This window comes from Chryseobacterium daecheongense (assembly GCA_027920525.1).
Taxonomy (GTDB): Bacteria; Bacteroidota; Bacteroidia; order Flavobacteriales; family Weeksellaceae; genus Chryseobacterium; species Chryseobacterium proteolyticum.
The window spans coordinates 2,918,751-2,940,109 of the sequence record CP115858.1 but is presented as its reverse complement, the minus strand read 5'-3'; the positions used below and the strand labels follow the sequence as shown (position 1 = coordinate 2,940,109).

The window sequence follows — 21,359 nt, the reverse complement described above, 5'->3', positions numbered from 1 at the left end:
CTTTATAGTGTTGGTTATTGTAGTTTTATAAAAATTTCATCAACAATTTCCTTTGCAGCATTGGGTTTGGCAAAATATTCCAGGTTATCAGACATCTCTTTTCTCATCGCTGTGCTGTCGCAAACCTCCATAAGCGTGCTCCAGAATTTTTCTTCCATTTCGGAATCTTTGACCATTTTTGCCGCATTCTTTTCAACCAGATTCAGTGCATTTTTGGTCTGATGATCCTCTGCCGCAAACGGGAAAGGAATCAGTAAAACCGGTTTTTGTGCAACAGCCAGTTCTGAAATGGCAATAGCCCCTGCTCTTGAAACAATGATATCTGCTGCCGAGTATGCTTTCTCCATATCTTTTATAAACTCAAGAATCTGAATATTCTGGCTTTTCTTATCTTTTGTTTCTTCTATAATATCTTTATAATCGAGCTTTCCTGTCTGCCAGATCAGCTGATAATCTTTGTTGATGAGTTCATCAAAATGTGATCTCCATGAATTATTTAAAGTTCTGGAACCCAGTGATCCACCAACAGAAAGGATTGTCAGCTTTTCCTTATTTAATCCCATTTTTTCTTTTGCCTGAGAAGATTCTTCCATTCCCAGAATGATATTCTCGCGAATAGGATTACCTAAAAATTTGATCTTATCATCCGGAAACCCTTCTACTTTGGGGTAAGCAGTAAAAACAGCTTTTGCTTTCTTACTTAAAATTTTATTGGTTACCCCTGCATGTGCATTTTGTTCCTGAATAAAAATAGGGATTCCCAGCTTGCTTGCTTCATACAGAGCCGGTCCGCTGGCAAAGCCTCCTGTACCGATCGCAAAATCAGGAGCAAAACGCTTAATGATCTTTTTTGATCTGGATAAGCTTTTCAAGATCTTGAATGGTAATCCCAGATTAGATAACATGTTACCACGGTCAATTCCGGCAATGTCGATTCCTTCAATAGGGTAACCTGCCTGAGGAACTTTTTCCATTTCCATTTTTCCGTTGGCTCCGATAAACAAGAATTCTGTATCCGGAAATCTTTTCCTGATCTCGTCTGCAATAGCGATTGCAGGGAAGATATGTCCTCCTGTTCCACCACCGGATAATAATACTTTTAGTTTCTTGTTCATTTTTTCAATTTTGAAATAGCCTGACCATTAATATGATTTTAAGCAATATCATTTATTTCCGCAATACTCTGTTTTTTACCCATTCCTTCCTCATCATAAATCTGTATCCTTGAGCTTATATTTAAAATAATTCCCAACTGTAAATAGGTCACCAACATGGATGTTCCCCCATAACTTATTAAGGGCAGGGGTTGTCCGGTCACCGGAATCAGATTGATGGCTACGGCTATATTTACCGATAGCTGTATAAAGATCATGACACCGAGGCTGAGAACGAGCAAAGACCCGAAAAACGCAGGCATTTTACTGGCTATCATTACGATCCGTATCACCATGATCAGATACATACAGATAAGGAAAGCTGCTCCTATCAGTCCGTATTCCTCTACAATTACTGCAAATATAAAGTCGGAAGCAGATTGCGGAAGCATTTGCTTTAATGCACTTTTTCCAGGTCCCATTCCTGTAATTCCTCCATGTACTATTGCTGCTTTAGCCTGCATTACCTGGTAATTCTTGGCTTTTACGCTTTCATCATCCACATCGGCTGATTTTGCTTTACTGGAAGTGAAGGTTTCTACACGGCTCATCCATGTATGAACACGGTTTCCACCAATCAGATTGGTATTTAAAGCAATCAGTAAGAACAATACGATCGCAATAAATGAAGCCGAAATAAAACCTGCAATATATTTCCAGTGAAGCTGCCCGATAACTAATACAATAACAGATACCATCAGGATCATCAGAGCCGTAGATCCGTTATCTTTTGCTACTAAAACAAAAACAAGGAGAATAGGACCGAAGATGTACATAATGTTTTCTATCGGAAGTCTTTCCCGGGTTATCTTCTTGGTTAAATACCTGCACAAGTAAATAACTAACATAAGAAAAGCAAATGATGAAGGCTGAAAAGAAATCGGTGTTCCCGGAATCTTTAGCCATCTGGAGGCACTTGCTCCATCGATCGTTTGGCCGGTAAACATGGTGACAACCAGTAATATAATCATTAACCCCAGAAGTATACTGCTGAGTTTTCCAATGTATTCATATTTTACGGTTCCTACCAGTCTCATGATTCCCAAACCAAGGACTACAAAGAACATATGCTTGATAACGTGGCCTGTTGTGGTCCCGTTATTTACAATATATTCCAGATTCGAACTTGCAGAATATACAGGGAAAATAGAGAAAATGGAGATCACGAGAATGACCATCCAAAGTACTTTATCTCCCTTTAGAAATTCAAATCTGCTTTCTGTGTCCTGTTCGTTCATACTCTATTGTATCTTTAACTGTATTATGTAAAGTATTAACGATTCTTAGTTGTCAAATACATGAATACTTTACATCAATACATCAGTACATTTATTTTAATACTTGTTCTTTAAACTGTCTTCCTCTGTCTTCATAGCTTTTGAAAAGGTCAAAACTTGCACAGCAAGGAGAAAGTAAAACCGTTTCTCCGCTTTTAGCAATTGATTTTGATATTTTTACGGCCTCTTCCATGCTTGAAGTATCGTATATAAACTCCTTTTTGTCTTTAAAAAAATTAATAATTTTCTGATTATCAATTCCCAAGCAGACAATTGCTTTTACTTTTCTTTTGACAAGGTCCTCAATCTCCGTGTAATCATTTCCTTTATCCTGACCTCCCACAATCCAAATCGTAGGTGTTTTCATGCTTTCCAAAGCATAATAGGTCGCATTTACATTCGTTGCTTTACTGTCGTTGATGTATTTTACGCCATCAATTTCAGAAACAAACTCCAGCCTGTGTTCCACTGCCTGAAAAGTCATTAATGAATTTCTGATGCTTTCATTGTTGACATTCAGTATTTTACTTGCGATAGATGCAGCCAGACTGTTCGCTACATTATGATTTCCCAATAAAGAAAGCTCATCAATTTTCATTGAAAATGTATCTTTTAGTTTTACCACAATACTGTCGTTATCTATAAAACCTCCCTCAGTCAATTTTTCTTTTGTTGAAAAAGGGATCATTTTTGCCTTTATTTCCAGCTTTTCAAGAATCGTTTTGCTCATTTCGTCATCTTTGTTATAGATAAAGAAATTATCGTTTTCCTGATTTTCAGCTATTCTGAATTTTGCCATCGCATATTCTTCATAGTTGTAATTATACTGGTCCAGATGATCCTGTGATAAATTAAGCAATAATGAAATATATGGCCTGAAGTTCTGAATGTCATCCAGCTGGAATGAACTTACCTCCAGTACATAATATTCATGGTTTTCATCTGCTACCTGCTTTGCAAAACTGTAGCCGATGTTTCCTCCTAGACCTACTTTCAGTCCGTCATTTTTCAGGATATAATAGATCAATGAAGTGGTGGTGGTTTTTCCGTTGCTTCCTGTGATCGCAATGATTTTAGCATTGGTGAATTCTGAAGCGAATTCTATCTCGGAAGAAAGGCGGATTCCTTTCAGATGGATTTTATAAATAATATCCGCTTTTTTAGGAATTCCTGGGCTTTTTACAATCCAGTCTGCATTTAAAATCCTTTCCTCGTCATGATTTCCTTCTTCAAACTCAATATTGTTTTCAGTAAGAAACGCTTTATAGTTATCTTTAATAGTTCCTTTGTCTGAAAGAAATACCTCCAGACCCTTCTTTTTAGCTAAATAAGCAGCACCACAGCCACTCTCTCCACCTCCTAAAACAACTATTTTCATATTACCTTTTTTGTATTTATGTATTGGCGTACTTTATTTATGTTTTTAAAATCATGAATACGTTAATACATTTACTTTTATAGAGTTTTATCTCATTTTTAATGTAATCAGACATACTATAGCCAACATTACTCCTATGATAATCATCCTGTTAACGATTTTACTTTCATGGAAACCGTCTTTCTGATAATGATGGTGTAATGGAGACATTTTAAATAATCTGTTATTCTGGGCGTATTCCAGCCCGTATTTTTTCTTTCTGTATTTAAAAACAACCACCTGCAGCATTACAGATATGTTTTCTACCAGGAATATTCCGCATAAAACAGGAATCATTAATTCCTTTCTTAAAATAATAGCCAATACAGCAATTACTCCTCCCAGCATCAAACTCCCGGTATCTCCCATAAAAACCTGTGCCGGATAGGTATTATACCAGAAGAATCCGATCACAGCACCTACCATGGCAACTACAAAAATGGTGGTTTCACCCATATTGGGCAGGAACATGATATTAAGGTAATCCGCAAAAATGATGTTCCCTGAAATGTAGGCAAAGAATGCAAGGGTAAGGAGTATTACCGTACTCGTTCCTGCAGCCAGACCGTCTATTCCATCTGTGATATTGGCTCCGTTGGAAACCGCTGTTACAATAAAGATGACAATTGGAATGAAAACAATCCATGCCCACTCATGAGCATCTTTATCACTCATCCAGAATAATATTCCACTGTAGTCAAATTCATTATTTTTCGCAAATGGCACGGTAGAAACCGTAATTTTTTCTGTAGGCATAAAATTCTGCTCCACATTATTTCTGTTAACTACTTTTGCATCTGCATATTTTCTCTTTACCGTAATATCAGGATGGAAATACATTGTTACTCCGACAATTAGCCCCAGTCCCACCTGACCTACGATCTTGAATTTACCGCTAAGCCCGTCTTTATTTTTCTTTACTTTCTTTAAATAGTCATCTACAAATCCGATAGCACCCATCCATAAAACTGATATTATCAGAAGGACGATGTATACATTGGTAATTCTTGTCAGGAGAAGAACCGGAATCATGGTGGCAAGGATAATAATGAGCCCTCCCATTGTCGGAGTTCCTTCTTTCTGCTTTTGCCCGTCAAGGCCAAGGTCGCGGACCAATTCGCCCATTTGCTTTGCTCTCAGGTAATTGATGATTCTTTTACCATACACAAGAGCAATAATCAGGGATAATAAGACCGCCATCCCTGCACGGAATGAGATGTACTTTAACATTCCAAGTCCGGGGATATGGATTCCATGGTGGGTTAGATATTCGTATAAGTAGTATAACATGTTTTCCTATTGTTAATAAATGATAAGTGATGTTTGATGAATGATAAGATCAATAATAATTGATCATTTATCGATTATAAATTACTTGCTCATTAACTTCCACAGTTCTGTAATTACTTCTTTGTCATCAAAATGGTGTTTTACGCCATTAATCTCCTGATAGTTTTCGTGACCTTTTCCGGCTACTAAAACAATATCTTTGGGCTCTGCAAATTTAATCGCCATTTTTATGGCTTCTTTTCTATCGGGTATTGAAGTGTATTTGCTGAAGTTCTGAGGTTCAACACCTGCTTCAATTTCTTTTATAATTGCTGCCGGATCTTCTGTTCTCGGATTATCTGAAGTGATAATTGCCAACGTGGATTTTTTCGTTGCAATGTTTCCCATTTCAGGTCTTTTGGAGTGGTCTCTGTCTCCCCCGCAACCGAAGACGGTAATCAGTCTTTCATTTTTTGTTCTGATATCATTAATGCTGTCCAGAATATTTTCCAATGCATCCGGAGTGTGGGCATAATCGACGATGAAAAAAATGCCACCATCGGATTTGAAGGTTTCAAATCTTCCTGAGACTCTTTTCAGGGTGCTGATGGCCTGAAGGATTTCATTGGATTCAAAGCCGAGTTCGGATGCAATTCCAAATACCAATAGAAGATTATAGACATTGAATCTTCCCGTTAAGGTGGTCCAGAATTCCTTCCCGTTGAAGTTCAGGAGCATTCCGTTAAAATCAATTTCCAAAGCTTTTCCATGGTAATCTGCCATTGTTTTCAATGCATATGATCTTTTGGCAGCTTTGGTGTTCTGGAGCATTACATTCCCGTTTTTGTCATCGATATTGGTAATGGCAATTGCGGTATCAGGAAGCTCATCAAAGAACCTTTTTTTCGTTTTCAGATATTCCTCAAATGTTTTGTGATAATCCAGATGATCATGAGTAAGGTTTGTAAATCCTGCAACTTTGAAATGGAGTCCTTCAATTCTGTTTTGAGAAATTCCATGAGAACTTACTTCCATGAAAGCAAATTCGCAACCTGCTTCTACGGCCCTAGCTAAAACCTGATTGATCGTAATAATATCCGGGGTAGTATGTGTGGCCGGAATTATTTCGCTGCCTATTCTGATTTCAACAGTTGAAAGCAATGCAGATTCATAGCCCAGATTTTTGAAAACATCAAAAAGCAATGTGGAAACAGATGTTTTTCCGTTGGTTCCGGTAACGCCGATGAGTTTCAGGTTTTGAGAAGGATTTCCATAAAAGTTTGAGGCCAGATGTCCCAGGGTTTTCGAAGAATCTTTTACTTTTACATAGGTAACATCCTCATTCAGCTGATCGGGCAATACTTCACAAACGATCGTTTTTGCTCCTTTTTCAATAGAAGATGCAATATATGAATGCCCATCTGCAACCGTTCCCTTTACTGCGATGTAAAGAGAATTTTCTGTAACCTTTCTGCTGTCGAATACCAGCTCCGAAACTTCACGGGTATTGTCGCCGTGAATTTCTAAAGTTGGGATTCTGTTTAATAATTCAATTAATTGCATTTCTCTGATGCTTATTTTTAATTCTGAAGAGATAAATAAATTCTCTGGTTCTTACTGATCGTAGTTCCCTCCAAAGGAAACTGTTCTTTTATTCTTCCTACTCCTTTGTAGTCTACACGGTATCCAAGGTTTTCCAGTTGTGGAATCACATTCTTACCTATTAATCCTACTACGTTAGGCATTTGTTTATCATTTACTGCTACTTTCACATTAGGCTCCACCATTTTATTGAGGTTTACCTTTTTGTCAACAAGCATTTCTTTTTCAATATTCTGAGGCGTCTTCAGGAATGTTTTTCCTGCAATTTCTTTAAAAACCGGGGCTGAAACAGTCGCTCCGTAAAATCCTTTTGCCGTATTCGGCTCACTGATCATTACATAACAGGTATACTTCGGATTATCAGCTGGATAGAATCCTGCAAAAGAGGCACGGTATTTCATCGGGCCCGGAAGCCAGTACTCAAATCTGGCGGTCCCTGTTTTTCCTGCCATTTTCAGATTCGGAGTGAAAATACTTCGTCCGGTTCCTTTTTCCACGGCTTTTGTCAAAGCATTGGTCATCATTTTAATTGCTTTCTCAGAAGCCATTTTGCTGACCATTACCTCCGGCTTGGCCTGATACATTATTTTACCATCCTTCATGATCTTATCGATGAATAAAGGCTTAAGCATTTTACCATTATTAGCAACCCCGTTGTAGAAAGTTGCTAATTGTAATAAGTTAATGTTCGAAGAATATCCAAAAGATATCGAGGCAAGTGTTGCTGCGTTCCATCTTTTATTTTGTGGAGTTACGATCTTAGGTTTTGTAATGCCTGGAAGTTCGATATCCATTTTATCAAATAATTTCCAGCGCTTAAGGTGATCAAGGAATATCTGTGGCTTATCGGCATAGTATTTCGTAATCAGTTTGGCAGTTCCTACGTTGCTGGATTTCGCAAGAACGTCACTGATGTCGTATGTTCCTCCTCCGTGGCCATCTGAAATTCTTTGCTTCGCATAGGTCCATACTCCGTTTCCTACATTTACCGTTGTGTTATCATCGATGAATCCGTCATCCATTGCTGCCAAAAGTGAAATGGTTTTGAAAGTTGATCCGGGTTCGATATTATCTTTTAAAGCATAATTATAAGCATCTTCGTACTCTCCTGAATCTGTTCTTCGAAGGTTTACCATGGCACGAACCTTTCCGGTTCCTACTTCCATGACAATTACAGTACCGTGTTTTGCTTCAAAATTTACGAGCTGCTTTTCAAGAGCTGAGTGTGCAATGTCCTGGATTCGAAGGTCTAAGGTCGTATATACATCTTCTCCATCTACGGGTTCCTGAACCTTCCAGAAATCAATAGGCTTCCACTGCGAAGAATTGATTCTTTGTTCCAATCTTTTCCCGTCGGTGCCTGTCAGGTATTTTGAAAAAGCTCCTTCCAGACCGGATTTGTACTCACTGTTATCCATTCCGATGGTACCTGCACCAATTTCAGAAGTTGCGAGTTCTCTTTTATAATTTCTGTCTACGATAAACCCACCTTTATTCTTTCCTTTCTTAAAGATCGGGAAGTTTCTGATCCTGTCGTATTCATCAAAATCCAAGCCTCTGGCAAGTGTATAGTATTGATTTTTCTTTCTTTTCTGTTCGTCAAATTTCTGTCTGAATTCACTTCTTGGTTTTCCAAACATCTTGCTTAGTGAATCCGTTAATGCACCGATATTGTTACTGTAAACCGTATCCTTTATTGTTTTGAAATCAAGATAGATATCATAACGCATAACGGTAGTTGCGAGAATAGAGCCATCTGATGCAAATAAATTCCCTCTGGCAGCCTTTAAAGTGGCTTCACGATAGTTTTTATTGATGTAGTCGTCTTTAATTTCCTGAACATTAGTGTTTTGGAGAATAACGATTCTTGTTAAAAAAAGTACAAACACGCACAAAGCTACCACTGCGAAGAGGTAGCCCCACCTTAACGTTTTTTTACGTTTGTTATCGTATTCATTTTGCTTTTGCATCTGTACTATCCAATTTTATTAGCAGTTTATGAGGATGGTTTTCCAGTGTCATTAAAGAATCCCGTGCTACTTCTTTTCCGAGCTCTGATTCCATTTTTACCTTAATCAGCTTACTTTGGGCATAAGCGTTTCGGGATTTATATTCTTCTGTTTCTTCTTTTAAAGCATTTACAATTTTGATCTTTTTGTTCACCAGGTGATTGGTATAGATCATGGCCATCATCAGTACAAAAAGCAATAAGAAATACTTGTAATGTATTTTTATCTCATCACGGTTGAGAAAATTCCCTTTTATAATGTCTATAAAAGTTAATCTCTTTTGTGGGCGATTTGTCGTTCTTTTAGCCAATTTATTATTGATAAATGATGATTAATAATTGATAATAAGGGTGTTACTCCTTATTTCTAACCATTTATACTTTTATTCCTGTTCTCATTTTTGCACTTCTTGCTCTTGAGTTTTCCTCAATCTCCTTATCATCAGGAATGATTGCCTTACTCTTCAGCAGTTCGAATGCCTTTTTATAATTTCCATAAATATCCCTCGTCGGTTCCCCTTCAAACATTCCGTTTTTAAGGAATCTTTTTACAAGACGGTCTTCCAGGGAGTGGTATGAAATAACCACCAGTCTTCCTTCCGTTTTTAAGATCTGATAAGCCTGAACGAGCATTTCTTTTAAAACCTCAAGCTCCTGGTTTACTTCGATTCTTATTGCCTGGAAAAGCTGTGCATAAAATTTATTAACCTTATGCGGGGGAAGATAGCTGAATAGTTTTTTCAGATCTTCCGTTGTATTGATGATTTTACTTTTTCTGTGATGAACAATATCCCTCGCCAGTTTACGTGCTTCTCTCAATTCACCGTAGTAGTAAAATATGTCTGCCAGCTGCTCTTCTTCATATTCATTGATCACCCTTTTGGCATCCAGGCTCTGCATTACATTCATCCTCATATCCAGCGGGGCATCACTTCTCGTAGAAAATCCTCTTTCCGCTTCATCAAACTGATGCGATGATACTCCCAGATCCGCCAATATTCCATCTACCTGAGAAACTCCGTACATCAGTAAGGAATTTTCCAGGAACCTGAAATTCTGATTAATCAAGGTAAACCTCGGATCATCAATATTATTTTTAAGAGCGTCTAAGTCCTGATCAAAACTGAATAGCCTTCCTTTTTCCGAGAGCCTGCTCAGTATTTCTCTTGAATGACCTCCGCCACCAAAAGTACAGTCCACGTATGTTCCGTCTGGATTCGTAACCAAATCATCAACACTTTGCTTCAACAAAACGGGATTATGATACATGTTTTAATTTGTGTTTTGCGCCTTTTTAGCAGCGTAGTTATTCTTCATCGAAAGAGCCCATCACATCTTCAGCAAGGCTTGCAAAATCGGTTTCGTTGGTAGAGATCACTTTCTCGTAAGCTTCTTTATCCCAGATTTCAAATAATTCCCCGGCACTTGTGATCACAATATCTTTATGAAGATTTGCGAAGTGGGTAAGGTCTTTGGAAATCTGTAATCTTCCGGCGTTATCCAACTCTACAGTTTTTACTCCTGCTGTAAACATTCTTATGAAATCAGCATTCTTTTTAATGAATCTGTTTAGTTTATTAATTTTGCCCATCAGCTGATCCCATGCATTCATAGGATAAACTTCCAGGCAGGGTTGAAACACGGAGCGTTTGACTACAAAGGCTTTATCGTCAAAGTTCTCCATCTGCTTGATCAGCGATGCAGGGACTTTTAAGCGACCTTTGTCGTCTATTTTACACTCATATGTTCCAATGAAATTCTTCATTTGGGACAAATTTATATAATTATTTCCAAAACTTCCCACTTTTTCCCACTTTTTGACTCAATGTTAATAAGTTTTATCAAAGATTGAAGACCGCAGGGGTAAGTGGTTGATATTTTGGATATTGGAATTGGTGTTATTTTGCCCATAACAAAAAGGATGTTAAAAAAGATCGGCAAAAAGCCTTTATTATATTATTTTTATCTTAAATTAGGAATATCAAAATATTTTTGAGGTTTAATTTGTATTTTTGCAGGGCTTTATTAAGGCGTTTTATGATATTTAGTACAAAAAAAGAAAAGAAATATACTTTTGTAGAAGCGGGAGAAGGACATCCATTGGTGCTGTTGCACGGGTTAATGGGTGGTTTGAGTAATTTCGATAAGATGGTGAATTTTTTTTCGGAGAAAGGATTTAAGGTATATGTGCCTCAATTGCCAATCTATGATTTGCCGGTACTCAATACCAATCTTACTACTATCGCAAAATATATTATCAAGTTTATAGAGAGCCATATTTCGGAACCGGTAACTATTGTCGGGAATTCGATGGGCGGTCATGTCGGGCTTATCTTAGCTTTGGCAAGGCCTGATCTTGTAAAAAATCTTGTTTTAACGGGAAGTTCCGGATTATACGAAAGAACATTCGGGGACAGCTTTCCGAGAAAAAGTGACAGACAATATATAAGGAAGAAAACGGAGGAAGTTTTCTATGACCCTGCAGTCGCTACAGAGGATCTCGTGGACGAGGTTTTCGGTGTTGTTAATGACAGAATGAAAGGAATAAAAACGGTAATGCTTGCCAGAAGTGCTATCAAACACAACATGCTGAATGATCTCCCTAAAATTCTGACACCTACGTGTCTGATCTGGGGAAAGCAGGATAATGTAACACCTCCTGAGGTGGCAGAAGATATGCATAAGTTTATTCCTAATTCCGATCTGTACTGGATAGATAAATGCGGCCACGCAGCAATGATGGAAAAACCAGATGAATTCAATGAAATTCTTTACAGCTGGTTAAAAGATAAAGTATAAATAACTTAAACCATTAAGATAGCTCTTAATGGTTTGTTTTTCTTAAAATAATTCAAAAATGGTAATTAAAACAGCAGAATTTGTCAAAAGTAGCGGGAAATGGCAGGAATGCCCGGAGCCCAATATTCCCGAATATGCTTTTATAGGAAGATCAAATGTGGGTAAATCATCATTGATCAATGCAATGATGAATCATAAAGATCTGGCAAAAACTTCACAAACTCCGGGAAAAACACAGCTGATCAACCATTTTTTAGTCAATGAAAGCTGGTATCTTACCGATTTGCCGGGATACGGATATGCTAAAGTTTCAAAGGTTCAGAGAAAAGATTTTGAAAAACTGATCACCAATTATATCCTGAACAGAAGGAATCTGGTTAACCTTTTTGTTTTGGTGGATTCAAGACACACTCCTCAGAAAATCGATTTAGAGTTTATCCAATGGTGTGGAGAGAGCGGAGTTCCTTTTTCAATTGTTTTTACCAAAGCAGATAAACTGAAGCCTAATGTTGTTATAAAAAATGTGGAGGATTATAAAGCTGAGCTTCACAAAACCTGGGAAGACCTGCCGGAACTGTACATTACTTCAGCAGAAAAGAAGGAAGGAGGCGACAAAATTCTGGATTTCATCCAGACCACCAACGAATTTTTAAAAAATAATAGCGTAAACTTTGATGAGTAATATAATCTGGAAAATAAAAACTTTTGATGAGTTCACCGTTCCTGAGCTTTATAAAGTTTTAAAGGCGCGTATTGATGTTTTTGTGATCGAGCAAAACTGCCCTTATCCTGATCTGGATAATTATGACCAGAAGGGTATTCATATCTGGGCGGAGGAAGACGGTGAGATCCTTGCCTATTGCAGGGTTTTTGATAAAGGCATTAAATATGATGAAACTTCATTCGGAAGGGTACTGACTACTGAGAAAGCAAGAGGAAAAAGCTTAGGAAAACAATTGATAAGATATGCGGTTGAAACCATTGAAAACAGGTTTCATACTTCGGAGATCAAAATCTCTGCACAGGATTACCTGTTGCGTTTCTATTCTGAGTTTGGTTTTATTGATACCGGGAAAAAATACCTGGAGGATGATATTCCGCATACGGAAATGATCAGAAAATAAAAAAGCGAAGACTTATCTTCGCTTTTTTTGTGGTTATATGTTGAGTGTTTTTTAGTTTTTATCCTTTAATAGCTTTTAAAATAATCGGTTCCAGATTAGAAGGAAGGTCTGCTGATTTAATCTGGTAATTTTTGACTTTCATTTCTTTGAACCAGTTTTCCCAGTATTCTTTGATGACTGCTTCTTCGAATGGATTGCCTTTTTCAGGGTTAATTCCCAAAACAATTACTTCCAGATTATTCAGATTATCATTGGCCTTTACAAAGCCCAAATGATTTTTCTCAATTTCTGCTTTATAATCTGTTGTGGTAAGATGAAATGATTTTATTAATTTTGATGTCAGATAAGAGGTCTTCTTTTCTTGTGAAAACTTGGAATCTTCATGATACATGTAGCCGTCAGTCAGAATAAAAAGAATATTTCTTCGATCATCTTTGATACAATAATCCTTTACTTTATTTCTAAAGAACTCCCAAATGTCAGAACCAACGTATTTATCATCTTTAATGGCTGATTGATAAATATTAGAAGGCAATTCAGAATATTTTTTTTCGACAGAACTAAAATAATCTTTGCTTGTATTTTTATCAAAAGATACCTTTAGTTCTTTGGTCAGTTCGTTCATTTTTGGATCGGAAGGTTCAGGATTAAAGAAGATCTGCATCTGATCATCATAAGTGATTATTCTTTTGGATTTAATATGGTTGAGAAATCCTTTTTCAATGGTTTTGATATATTCCACATCTCTCTGAGCATATTCCATTGATGGGTTTGGGTTGGTTTTGGGATCGATTCGGTCCGATAAATCAATTAAAATGCTAACATTTAAGTTATTCAGATCAGTTTGAATACTATCTTTTCTTTCATCGGAAGAACCACTTTCAGTTTTGCAACAAGAAACAAAAGAGATGATTATTAATAAGTATATTATTTTTTTCATGGCTTTCGATTTATAAAGAAGACAGGTATACTAAATTTTGATTATCAGAATTAGCTCCTACGGTTTCCAGATTGATATTATAGGTCTCAATACAGCTTTCGATCATCGTTTGTTTCTCTGTTTTGGAAACAGCTATCTTTTCTCCAATAAAAGTAATCCAACCCTGGACATACTCTGAGGCGTATAACTTGTAATCTTTGGTTGGAATGATGACTCCATCAATAATATTCTGAAGTTCTTCAATTCTCCCACGGGTTTTAATGATTAATTCTTTTGTGGTACCTATATTTCCCAGAATTTCTTCAATTTCTTTTTTCAGGACATTGATTTTTTCTAAAAGGAAAAGCACGTTTTTTTGTCTGATTTCTTGTTCATTTTTGATTTTATCTTTTTCTTTATGCTCCTTCATAACAAAATCAAATACCAACCCCCAGATAATGTAGACAATGAATCCTGCGAAAATAATTCCCCAAAACTGTATTTTAGTAAAAGCGATTTTAAGATTAAAATCAGGGGAATTAAATGTTTTATTTAATTCATACAGTTTTGATTCAATCTCATATGCTAAAATGGAGTCGAAAACAAATGTAACTACGAATAATAGTCCAAGTTTAATATAATTCGCTGTTGTTTTATTCTCGCTGAACATGTGAATGAGAAAGCCTAGTCCAAGAAATACAAATGGAATTAAAGTGACAAAAGCTCCTTCAATAGCTCCTGCGTTCCATGCTTTACTGAATGCTTGTGCGTCCAAAACACTTTGTATCACCGTACTTTTAGCATCAAAACTTTTAAAGAAAGCGGAGTAAGAAGTTGAAATATAGAATGTGATCAAGTAAAGGCTTATAGGAATGAGAAGGAATGCGCCAATCCAGAATTTAGTGGAAGCTCCTTTTGTTGCTTTTACATTGTGTTTTTCGGGGTTTCTAGGTAAATCCAGTATTTCAGCTTTTAGGGCCTCAATTGTGTTTTGATGATTTTCGACCTCCTTGTTTTTATTTTTTAGCTGTTCTTCTTTAGTTTCCTGGGAAACAGTCAGAGCTTTGATCTCAGTTTCTCTGTTTTTTTGCTCATTGATATAAGACTCCTTAAGCTTTTGCTGTTTTTCAACCATCTCTTTTTCCTCATTTTGAAACTTTGAGTATACGGCATCAAGGCAGATTGATAGTGTGGAATGATTTCCATTTGTTCTGGAGCTGTCCCTGTAACCGGCTTCGTGATAAGTTCTTTTTCTGCTTTCTTCAGGAGATTCTGTTTCTACTTTAGAGTCGGTGTCTTTGGGAGCTTCCTGTTTGGGTGTTTCAATTGGAACTGATTTCAGTTTGAATAAATTTTTTATGCTGATGGTGTCCATAGTGTTTTAGTTTTTTAATTCGTATAAAATGTCACTTTTATTCTTTCCGATTTTTACTGCTTCGATAAGGTAATCAACAATATCTGTTACATTATCTTCCAGAAAACCGAACATAAGTACATACTTTTCCATAGCGGAATACTCGTTTGGAGAGACGACGCCGTCTGCCCATATCATCACAGTGAGATCATATAGGTAATCAACTTTCTCCTCAATGGTTTGTGGGACCAGAGATTTAAAATTGATAGGATTCAGCAGAATATCATCCAGATTTTTTGAAGATATTCCTCTTTCTTCAGCACATTTGTAAAGCATTTTCAGCTCAAGAGCACTGAAATCATCATCACAAATAGCCATTTGATAAAGCCTTAAGAAGTGAGCTTTGAGATTTTCAGTTATTTGATTGTTTTCCATTGGTTGGTTCTTCTTTGGTCTTTTTAGGATTAATAATGATATCTCGTGAAGGAGATCTTACTTGTCTATTATGTTCTGGAATTTCTTCGGTAGTTTCTTCTTCCTTTTTAAAATCCAGTTTTTCAGCAAACGTTATAAGGAGAAAAAGGATTCCTGTAATGGTATCAATAGGGATCCATATACTTTTTCTATATAAATAAATGGGAAAAACCGGATTAAAAATGATCAGTATTACTATGAATATTGCTCCCCAGTTGTATTGCTTATTGTTCAAAAAACTATAGATGATAATCAGTGCTCCAACAGAGACTAAAACCCGGAGAAAGGTGTAATATTCAATAGGGAGTCTAAAAACACCTACAAAACAACATATTGCACAGAAGGTGAGAAATAGTTTCATTTTTTTAGTTTTTAGAATCCTGTAGTAAGGTTGTACTTGTAATTGAAACTATTTTCAGACATGAAAATGAAAACGATGAAGTCAATAAAGGCAATGAGTGCCGGGATAAAAGTCCAGCAGAATAAAAGATAGAATATTCCTAATGTATTTTGGCCTAAGTAAAATCTATGAATGCCCAACCCCCCTAAAAAGAGAGCGAGCATGGCTGTGGTAAATTTTGATTTCATAATTTCTAAACTCTTGATAAGATTTCATTCTTTTTTTCTTCAAACTCTTCCGGGGAAATAATTCCGGTTTGTACTAAGCCTTTTAATTTTTGCAAAATGGCAAAAGGATCTTCATTTTCTATCAACAAAGGTTGTTGTTGTTGTTGTTGTTGTTGTTGTTGGAATTGATGTGGCTGGGCAATAATAGGTGTCGTGTTATTTACAGTTACTCCTCCTCCAGCAGAAGCTCTTCTTGTTTCTAAATCTTTTTCTCTTCTCACACCTCTCATTTGTTCTTCAATTTCCTGAGCGTATTGATAGAGTTTTCTTGCTTGTGCTTTTGGTAAATAGTCCATCATGTTGATTAGGTTTCCTACAGTTTTCATAATGAAAGTAGCCCCAAGAATACCTTCTTTAATATGACAGTCTGCAACATCTACCCAACTGTAATCCTGAAAATCCATTGATAAACCGAAATTTTTGGGTCTACAAAAAATAACTCTCCTATTGGTAAGAGCAATACAGTCCGGAGATAAATTAAAAGCCGGCTTTTTTTGAACGGCAATATATTCAACAAACTCTTGTGAAGTAAGAAGGCTGTTAATTTTTTCAAGGAGCTTTTCAACAGCTTTAGGATCCTGTTCTTCGTTTAAAAATTGTTTTAAATTCATAGATATTTGTTTTTAGTTATTTCACATTTTTATAATATACATATCCTATTTTTCCTGATTTCTGTACTTTCACTTTATACCAAGAATCCTGTTTTGAAAGCTGAATCAGCTTTTCGTTTTTAGGAATAGTTTCTATTATTTTGGATTGGATAGAAGGTTTTTCATATATGTAGGTAATTGCAGTTCCTGTTCTGTATCTGCCAGAATTGATATTGATTTCATTCACAAAAACTGAAGGAGCTTTGGTAGATTTACCTCTTTTTGAAGAATAAGAATCATTATCTCCTGGTCTTTTATGTTTGTCTTTCTTTGAAGAAGATTTTTTTCTGGAGGATTCTCCTTTACAAACACCACAGGTTCCACCACCTCCTGCACAATGTCCACAACCGGAACAATTTGAACAAGCTGTACAATAGGCAGACCCCGTACATCTTCCATCGTGCCCAATATTATCGTTTGCCTTAAAACAAGAATGTAAAAGAAAAATGATGATTGGGATTATAATAAGTAAAAACAGCTTTTTCATCAGTTATAATTTTCAAGTGTTTTGTGAAGTTCATTTCTGAAATTGTAGATTTCATCGAGGGTACCTAATAAAATCTTTTCTCCGGAATCTTTCCCGTTATGAAATAGCTCCAGGTATTTATTTGAGGTATTAAAATGTAGTCTGCAAAGAGGTTTCCTATTGTTGTCATCGAATAAAATTCCAAAATAGGATAGAGTATCCCGATAAGCAATTCTTGATGATTCGACTTTTTCTCGCAGGATAGCCTTTACAATTTGAAACCCTTCCAGTTCTTCTTCGGTTGTTACAATTTTAGAATCATTGTTTTCATCAATAGATTGTGGTGTTTTTACAGCTTCATCCCTTTTTTCAATCTGTTCGTTAATGCTCAATGCAGATTTGAGCCTGAAACTTATGGATTCATTGATTGATGTTGTCAAAGCTTTCTTTGTGTACTCTTTGAAAGAAATCATTCTATTCGCGGTTAAAGGTTTTTCGAAAAAGCGATTGACTAACAGCCTAACCAACTCATCAGAGGGGTTTTCAATTTCTTTCTCAAATTCTCTCCGGATCGCTTTGATATACTTTAATGCTTCAGCAGAATCTAAAATGCTTTCCAGATTGTAGTCTTTTTTGGTAAAGCTTTCGAGAATTTTAATCGAACTGTCTTTGAGATCTTCAATGTTGATGGTAAAAAAAGGCTTTTCATCCATAATATTAGGCTTCTCCAGATCGGTGTAAAAATTATATACAATCCCATTGGTTAGCACTCCAAACCGGGTCTTTGAAACATGATAGTATCTGTGGAGCTGTGAATTGTGCGCATCTGCACTTTCTTTCCAATGCTTACATTCAATGATAAAAATAGGATTGTCGTTGTGTCTTATCACATAGTCTACTTTTTCTCCTTTTTTGGTTCCGATATCACAAATATGCTCAGGAACCACTTCTGTAGGATTAAATATATCATAACCTAAAATCTGTATGAATGGCATTACAAAAGCATTTTTGGTCGCTTCTTCCGTATTGATCTGGTCCTTCAATCCTACTACTTTCTGATGCAGCTGCTCTAGTTTTATTTTAAGATCCATTGCTTTTAGTTTTTAAGGGTTTCATCAATAATTTCTGCGGTTGGAGCGTTGGATTTTACAGAGTGAATTCCATTTTCCATTGCTGTTTTTGAGCTGTAGAGCTGGCTTTTTCCTATGATCTCCCCATTTCTGGCTTTCAGGACGAAATAATCTTTACCATTTACAGCCTCTCTTCTGTCGTATCTGGAATCGTCCTTTGAATTGATTCTTACAGACTCTATTCCTTTATGACAGGAGGCTTTCTGAACATAGCCTTCGCTGGTCAGGATAATTTCTCCGTTTCCAGCCTTAAGATTGAATTGATACTCATTGTTTATTCTCTGAGTAATTACAAATTTTCCCATGATTGTTTTTTATTTAACATTCCAAAAGTATAACCCTTTCAAAACCAATCCTTACGGGAATCCGTAAAACGGGCAAAAAACAAAAAAACCTTTCAAAAAAATGAAAGGCTATATTAAATCGGGATGGAAAATTTGTTTTTTAAATAATTCCGATGTCTTTGCAAAATGCAACCAGTTGTTCGTTGCTGGTTACCTCAAGATCTTCTTTTAAGCTGTTCAATTTTTTTTCAACACTGCTTAAGCTGTTAGGTTTTATGTTTTTTTCCTGTAGGAGATCAGGAATGTTTTTTTGCAGAACTCCTTTTGAAAGAAGGGAAACGAGTGTAATTTCATACGCAGAAAACTCATAACTATTTAGTTTTTTTATTTCCTGCTTTAAATCAAGAGACAGATAATTTTCATTAATGTAAACAGATGCAATTGATTTTTTCAGCTCTTTGGAATCGTTTCTTGCTTTACGAACATATCCATTGATATGATAGTCTTTGAAAAGAGAATCGATGATTCCGGATTTGTGTTCGGCGGAAAAGACAATGACTTTAAGGGAAGGCTGAAGTGCCTTTATTTGTTGGATAAGATCTCTTCCGTCTTTAATGTTTTGCTGCCGGTGATCTTCTTCATAATACAAATCAGTGATCAACAGGTCGTAAGGTTCATTTTCCCGAATGGATTTATGAACCTTTGCCAATGCATCATCACAGTAATATACATAATCAACATTCGGAATGTTGAGGTCTTCCAGTGTTTTTTGTACCGAAAGATTAATACTTTCATGGTCTTCAGCGATTAAAATTTTTTTGAACATTCTTTTTAGTTTTTAGGAAACAGGAAATGAAATGTTGATCTTCAATCCTCTTTCGGTTTTGGTGTCAAAAATAATTTCTCCTTTGATTGTTTCTATACGGGAAACCGTAGACGACAGCCCATTTTTATATATAATATCTCCGGGAATGCCAATTCCATTATCGGTATAGTAAATTTTGATAAATTCATTTTCCCTTTCAAATCTGAAAACCACCCGGTCTGCCCGGCTATGTTTTTTCATATTTACGAGTAATTCACGTACAATCTGGTATACTTCTGTCAGGGTTGATTCTTGTAATCCCTTCCATATGCTTGCATCGTTTCCGGCAAGATAGGTTTTTACAGTATCATTATTAAAGGAGCCTATAAGTTCCGATATTTTTTCATTGAAATTCTTCTCGTTATTAGTAAGATCGGTCTTTTCATAGGAGATATCCCTTGATTTTTCATAAACAAATTCCAATTCATCAAGCGCCTCATCTTTGCTAAAGCTTTCCTGGTTTTCAATCTTGGTCATTACCTGATAGATACCGTTTGCTACTACATCGTGTACTTTTTTGGAGAGCTTGAGTTGGTTTTCTTTTATTCTTAATTCGTTTTCTTGTTTTAACCTTATTTGCCTTTTTCGGTATAAGACAATAGTAATGACTAAAGCTAGTATGACAATTAAAAGAATGATTGATTGTTTAAAAAATAAGCTATCCTTTTGTGCCTTATCCGCTTTTAATCTCATGTTTTCTGCATTTTTTTCTTCCGTTTCATAGCGGATCAGTGCAAATTGATATTTAGAAGAGCTTCTCGCAATTTGTGTACTGTCATTTATGGATTGAAATTGATTAAAATACTTTAGATAATTTGTAGGATCTAAAACTATCAGTTTTTGTAGCGTTTCCAATTGATCATCTGGATTTTTCATCGCTTTGGCTACAGAATATCTCTGTAATGCATAAGATAATGCTTTTTGATTATCTTTATTCTGATAGAAATCTGTAAAGCTGGCTAAAACATAATTTTGCCCCTGCAAGTCTTTTTCTTTTATTCTTATCTGCAGTGATTTTTCATAAATTGGGATGGGGTTGTAATTGGGATTTATTAAATAACTTGCCTTAGCATAATTATTTATAACTCTCGCATAGTCAACTTTATTAATTATTGATTTTTTATTCTTAAGAACTTGTTTAAAGTATTCTAAAGCTTTTAGATAATTTTTGTTTAACAAATATGAGTTTCCAATATTATTTAAGTATGCTAGTCTAATAATTGTATCAGATGTATATTCTATGGCCTTTTGGTAATATTCTATAGACTTGTCATATTGTCTTAAATTTTCAGAAACAATAGCCATACAATTGTAATTTGAGGCAAAAGTTTCTTTACTTGTTGAATTCTTTAATATTTTATTCGCTTCTATTGAAGTTTGTAAACTACCATAGTTATCTCCTTGATTTGACAATATGATTGCCATATTAATAAGAGATTTTCCAGCCATTAGCGAATCTTTTTTATTCAAGTAGTCATCTTTAGCATAGTTAAAGTATTTAAAAGCTGTTTTTTCATCGTCTGAACTTTTAGCTAAATTGTAAAAATGACTATTATAATTTTTTTCAGGAAAATTAACTTCTGAATTTTTCTTACAAGAATAAAGCAAGCAAAGGGAACATAAAAAATATAAATATTTCAAAATCTAGTATTTGATACTAAAATAAAAAAAAGAGCTGTAAGAAACAGCTCTTGGATATAAATTAATTAAAGAGGTGGTTTTTGTCCGCTTCCTCCGCTAGTATCACCATCTCCTCCTACACCTCCAATAGGATCTGTAGGTCCTCCTTGTGTTACGGGTTGTACAATTGGATAATTGTTATCATTACTTGTTGCTGTATTTGCGTTATTATTTGGGAATGCTAAGCCTAATAGCATTAATATAAACTCGATCATTTTGTCAAAAAATTTAATGTTAAAGCATTCGTGTTCTTCCCTGCG

Annotated in this window: 24 protein-coding genes; 3 read left to right on the top strand and 21 right to left on the bottom strand. The window is 35.8% G+C overall.

The window, feature by feature from the left end; translation table 11 throughout:
* Positions 1-14: 14 nt before the first annotated feature.
* From murG to mraZ, 9 genes are all read right to left on the bottom strand, one after another.
* Positions 15-1,115 (bottom strand): undecaprenyldiphospho-muramoylpentapeptide beta-N-acetylglucosaminyltransferase, encoded by a 1,101-nt coding sequence (gene murG, locus PFY10_12945; GenBank protein WBV55143.1) that lies wholly within the window; start codon positions 1,113-1,115, stop codon positions 15-17.
* Between the two features lie 38 nt (positions 1,116-1,153).
* Positions 1,154-2,392, bottom strand: coding sequence for an FtsW/RodA/SpoVE family cell cycle protein (locus PFY10_12940; protein ID WBV55142.1), 1,239 nt, complete (start codon positions 2,390-2,392; stop codon positions 1,154-1,156).
* Between the two features lie 91 nt (positions 2,393-2,483).
* Entirely contained in the window at positions 2,484-3,809 is a 1,326-nt protein-coding gene (murD, locus tag PFY10_12935; protein WBV55141.1) for a UDP-N-acetylmuramoyl-L-alanine--D-glutamate ligase, read from the bottom strand.
* Between the two features lie 87 nt (positions 3,810-3,896).
* A complete protein-coding gene (mraY, locus tag PFY10_12930; protein WBV55140.1) occupies positions 3,897-5,138 on the bottom strand; it encodes a phospho-N-acetylmuramoyl-pentapeptide-transferase in 1,242 nt (413 codons plus the stop codon).
* An 81-nt stretch (positions 5,139-5,219) separates the two neighbouring features.
* Entirely contained in the window at positions 5,220-6,680 is a 1,461-nt protein-coding gene (locus PFY10_12925; GenBank protein WBV55139.1) for a UDP-N-acetylmuramoyl-L-alanyl-D-glutamate--2,6-diaminopimelate ligase, read from the bottom strand.
* 17 nt (positions 6,681-6,697) lie between these two features.
* The gene (locus PFY10_12920; protein WBV55138.1) at positions 6,698-8,689 is read right to left on the bottom strand and encodes a penicillin-binding transpeptidase domain-containing protein; all 1,992 of its coding nucleotides are present in this window, start codon (positions 8,687-8,689) and stop codon (positions 6,698-6,700) included.
* Positions 8,673-9,038 carry an FtsL-like putative cell division protein gene (locus PFY10_12915; protein WBV55137.1) on the bottom strand — a complete coding sequence of 122 codons (366 nt, stop codon included), beginning with the start codon at positions 9,036-9,038 and terminating at the stop codon, positions 8,673-8,675. Before PFY10_12915 ends, PFY10_12920 begins: the two co-directional genes overlap by 17 nt.
* A 64-nt stretch (positions 9,039-9,102) precedes the next feature.
* Positions 9,103-9,996, bottom strand: coding sequence for a 16S rRNA (cytosine(1402)-N(4))-methyltransferase RsmH (rsmH, locus tag PFY10_12910; protein ID WBV55136.1), 894 nt, complete (start codon positions 9,994-9,996; stop codon positions 9,103-9,105).
* 37 nt (positions 9,997-10,033) lie between these two features.
* Positions 10,034-10,492 carry a division/cell wall cluster transcriptional repressor MraZ gene (gene mraZ / locus PFY10_12905; protein ID WBV55135.1) on the bottom strand — a complete coding sequence of 153 codons (459 nt, stop codon included), beginning with the start codon at positions 10,490-10,492 and terminating at the stop codon, positions 10,034-10,036.
* Between the two features lie 272 nt (positions 10,493-10,764).
* Between mraZ and PFY10_12900 the strand changes: the two genes are divergently transcribed.
* Genes PFY10_12900 through PFY10_12890 form a run of 3 tightly spaced genes read left to right on the top strand, consistent with a single transcriptional unit; the run spans position 10,765 to position 12,650 of the window.
* Positions 10,765-11,526, top strand: a complete 762-nt coding sequence (locus PFY10_12900) for an alpha/beta hydrolase (protein WBV55134.1) — start codon at positions 10,765-10,767, stop codon at positions 11,524-11,526.
* 58 nt (positions 11,527-11,584) lie between these two features.
* The gene (gene yihA / locus PFY10_12895) at positions 11,585-12,208 is read left to right on the top strand and encodes a ribosome biogenesis GTP-binding protein YihA/YsxC (protein WBV55133.1); all 624 of its coding nucleotides are present in this window, start codon (positions 11,585-11,587) and stop codon (positions 12,206-12,208) included.
* Positions 12,201-12,650: a GNAT family N-acetyltransferase gene (locus PFY10_12890; GenBank protein ID WBV55132.1), complete on the top strand. Its 450-nt coding sequence runs from the start codon at positions 12,201-12,203 to the stop codon at positions 12,648-12,650. The genes yihA and PFY10_12890 overlap by 8 nt, the downstream gene beginning before the upstream one ends.
* Positions 12,651-12,708: 58 nt before the next feature.
* On the opposite strand, the gene PFY10_12885 is transcribed toward PFY10_12890, so the two are convergent.
* The 12 genes from PFY10_12885 to PFY10_12830 form a co-directional block, all read right to left on the bottom strand.
* Positions 12,709-13,590 carry a hypothetical protein gene (locus PFY10_12885; GenBank protein WBV55131.1) on the bottom strand — a complete coding sequence of 294 codons (882 nt, stop codon included), beginning with the start codon at positions 13,588-13,590 and terminating at the stop codon, positions 12,709-12,711.
* Between the two features lie 10 nt (positions 13,591-13,600).
* Complete coding sequence (locus tag PFY10_12880; protein ID WBV55130.1) at positions 13,601-14,944, bottom strand: beta-carotene 15,15'-monooxygenase; 1,344 nt, start codon at positions 14,942-14,944, stop codon at positions 13,601-13,603.
* Between the two features lie 6 nt (positions 14,945-14,950).
* Positions 14,951-15,358: a hypothetical protein gene (locus tag PFY10_12875; GenBank protein WBV55129.1), complete on the bottom strand. Its 408-nt coding sequence runs from the start codon at positions 15,356-15,358 to the stop codon at positions 14,951-14,953.
* Entirely contained in the window at positions 15,336-15,758 is a 423-nt protein-coding gene (locus tag PFY10_12870; GenBank protein WBV55128.1) for a hypothetical protein, read from the bottom strand. Before PFY10_12870 ends, PFY10_12875 begins: the two co-directional genes overlap by 23 nt.
* 11 nt (positions 15,759-15,769) lie before the next feature.
* The gene (locus tag PFY10_12865; GenBank protein ID WBV55127.1) at positions 15,770-15,985 is read right to left on the bottom strand and encodes a TM2 domain-containing protein; all 216 of its coding nucleotides are present in this window, start codon (positions 15,983-15,985) and stop codon (positions 15,770-15,772) included.
* Positions 15,986-15,990: 5 nt separating this feature from the next.
* The gene (locus PFY10_12860) at positions 15,991-16,635 is read right to left on the bottom strand and encodes a PH domain-containing protein (GenBank protein WBV55126.1); all 645 of its coding nucleotides are present in this window, start codon (positions 16,633-16,635) and stop codon (positions 15,991-15,993) included.
* A gap of 16 nt (positions 16,636-16,651) precedes the next feature.
* Positions 16,652-17,161: an SH3 domain-containing protein gene (locus PFY10_12855; GenBank protein WBV55125.1), complete on the bottom strand. Its 510-nt coding sequence runs from the start codon at positions 17,159-17,161 to the stop codon at positions 16,652-16,654.
* Positions 17,161-18,231, bottom strand: coding sequence for a type I restriction endonuclease (locus PFY10_12850; protein WBV55124.1), 1,071 nt, complete (start codon positions 18,229-18,231; stop codon positions 17,161-17,163). Before PFY10_12850 ends, PFY10_12855 begins: the two co-directional genes overlap by 1 nt.
* Positions 18,232-18,236: 5 nt before the next feature.
* Complete coding sequence (locus PFY10_12845; protein ID WBV55123.1) at positions 18,237-18,575, bottom strand: YegP family protein; 339 nt, start codon at positions 18,573-18,575, stop codon at positions 18,237-18,239.
* A 139-nt stretch (positions 18,576-18,714) separates the two neighbouring features.
* Entirely contained in the window at positions 18,715-19,380 is a 666-nt protein-coding gene (locus PFY10_12840) for a response regulator (protein ID WBV55122.1), read from the bottom strand.
* 12 nt (positions 19,381-19,392) lie between these two features.
* The gene (locus PFY10_12835) at positions 19,393-21,060 is read right to left on the bottom strand and encodes a tetratricopeptide repeat protein (protein ID WBV55121.1); all 1,668 of its coding nucleotides are present in this window, start codon (positions 21,058-21,060) and stop codon (positions 19,393-19,395) included.
* A gap of 65 nt (positions 21,061-21,125) precedes the next feature.
* Positions 21,126-21,314, bottom strand: a complete 189-nt coding sequence (locus PFY10_12830) for a hypothetical protein (GenBank protein ID WBV55120.1) — start codon at positions 21,312-21,314, stop codon at positions 21,126-21,128.
* Positions 21,315-21,359 lie beyond the last annotated feature (45 nt).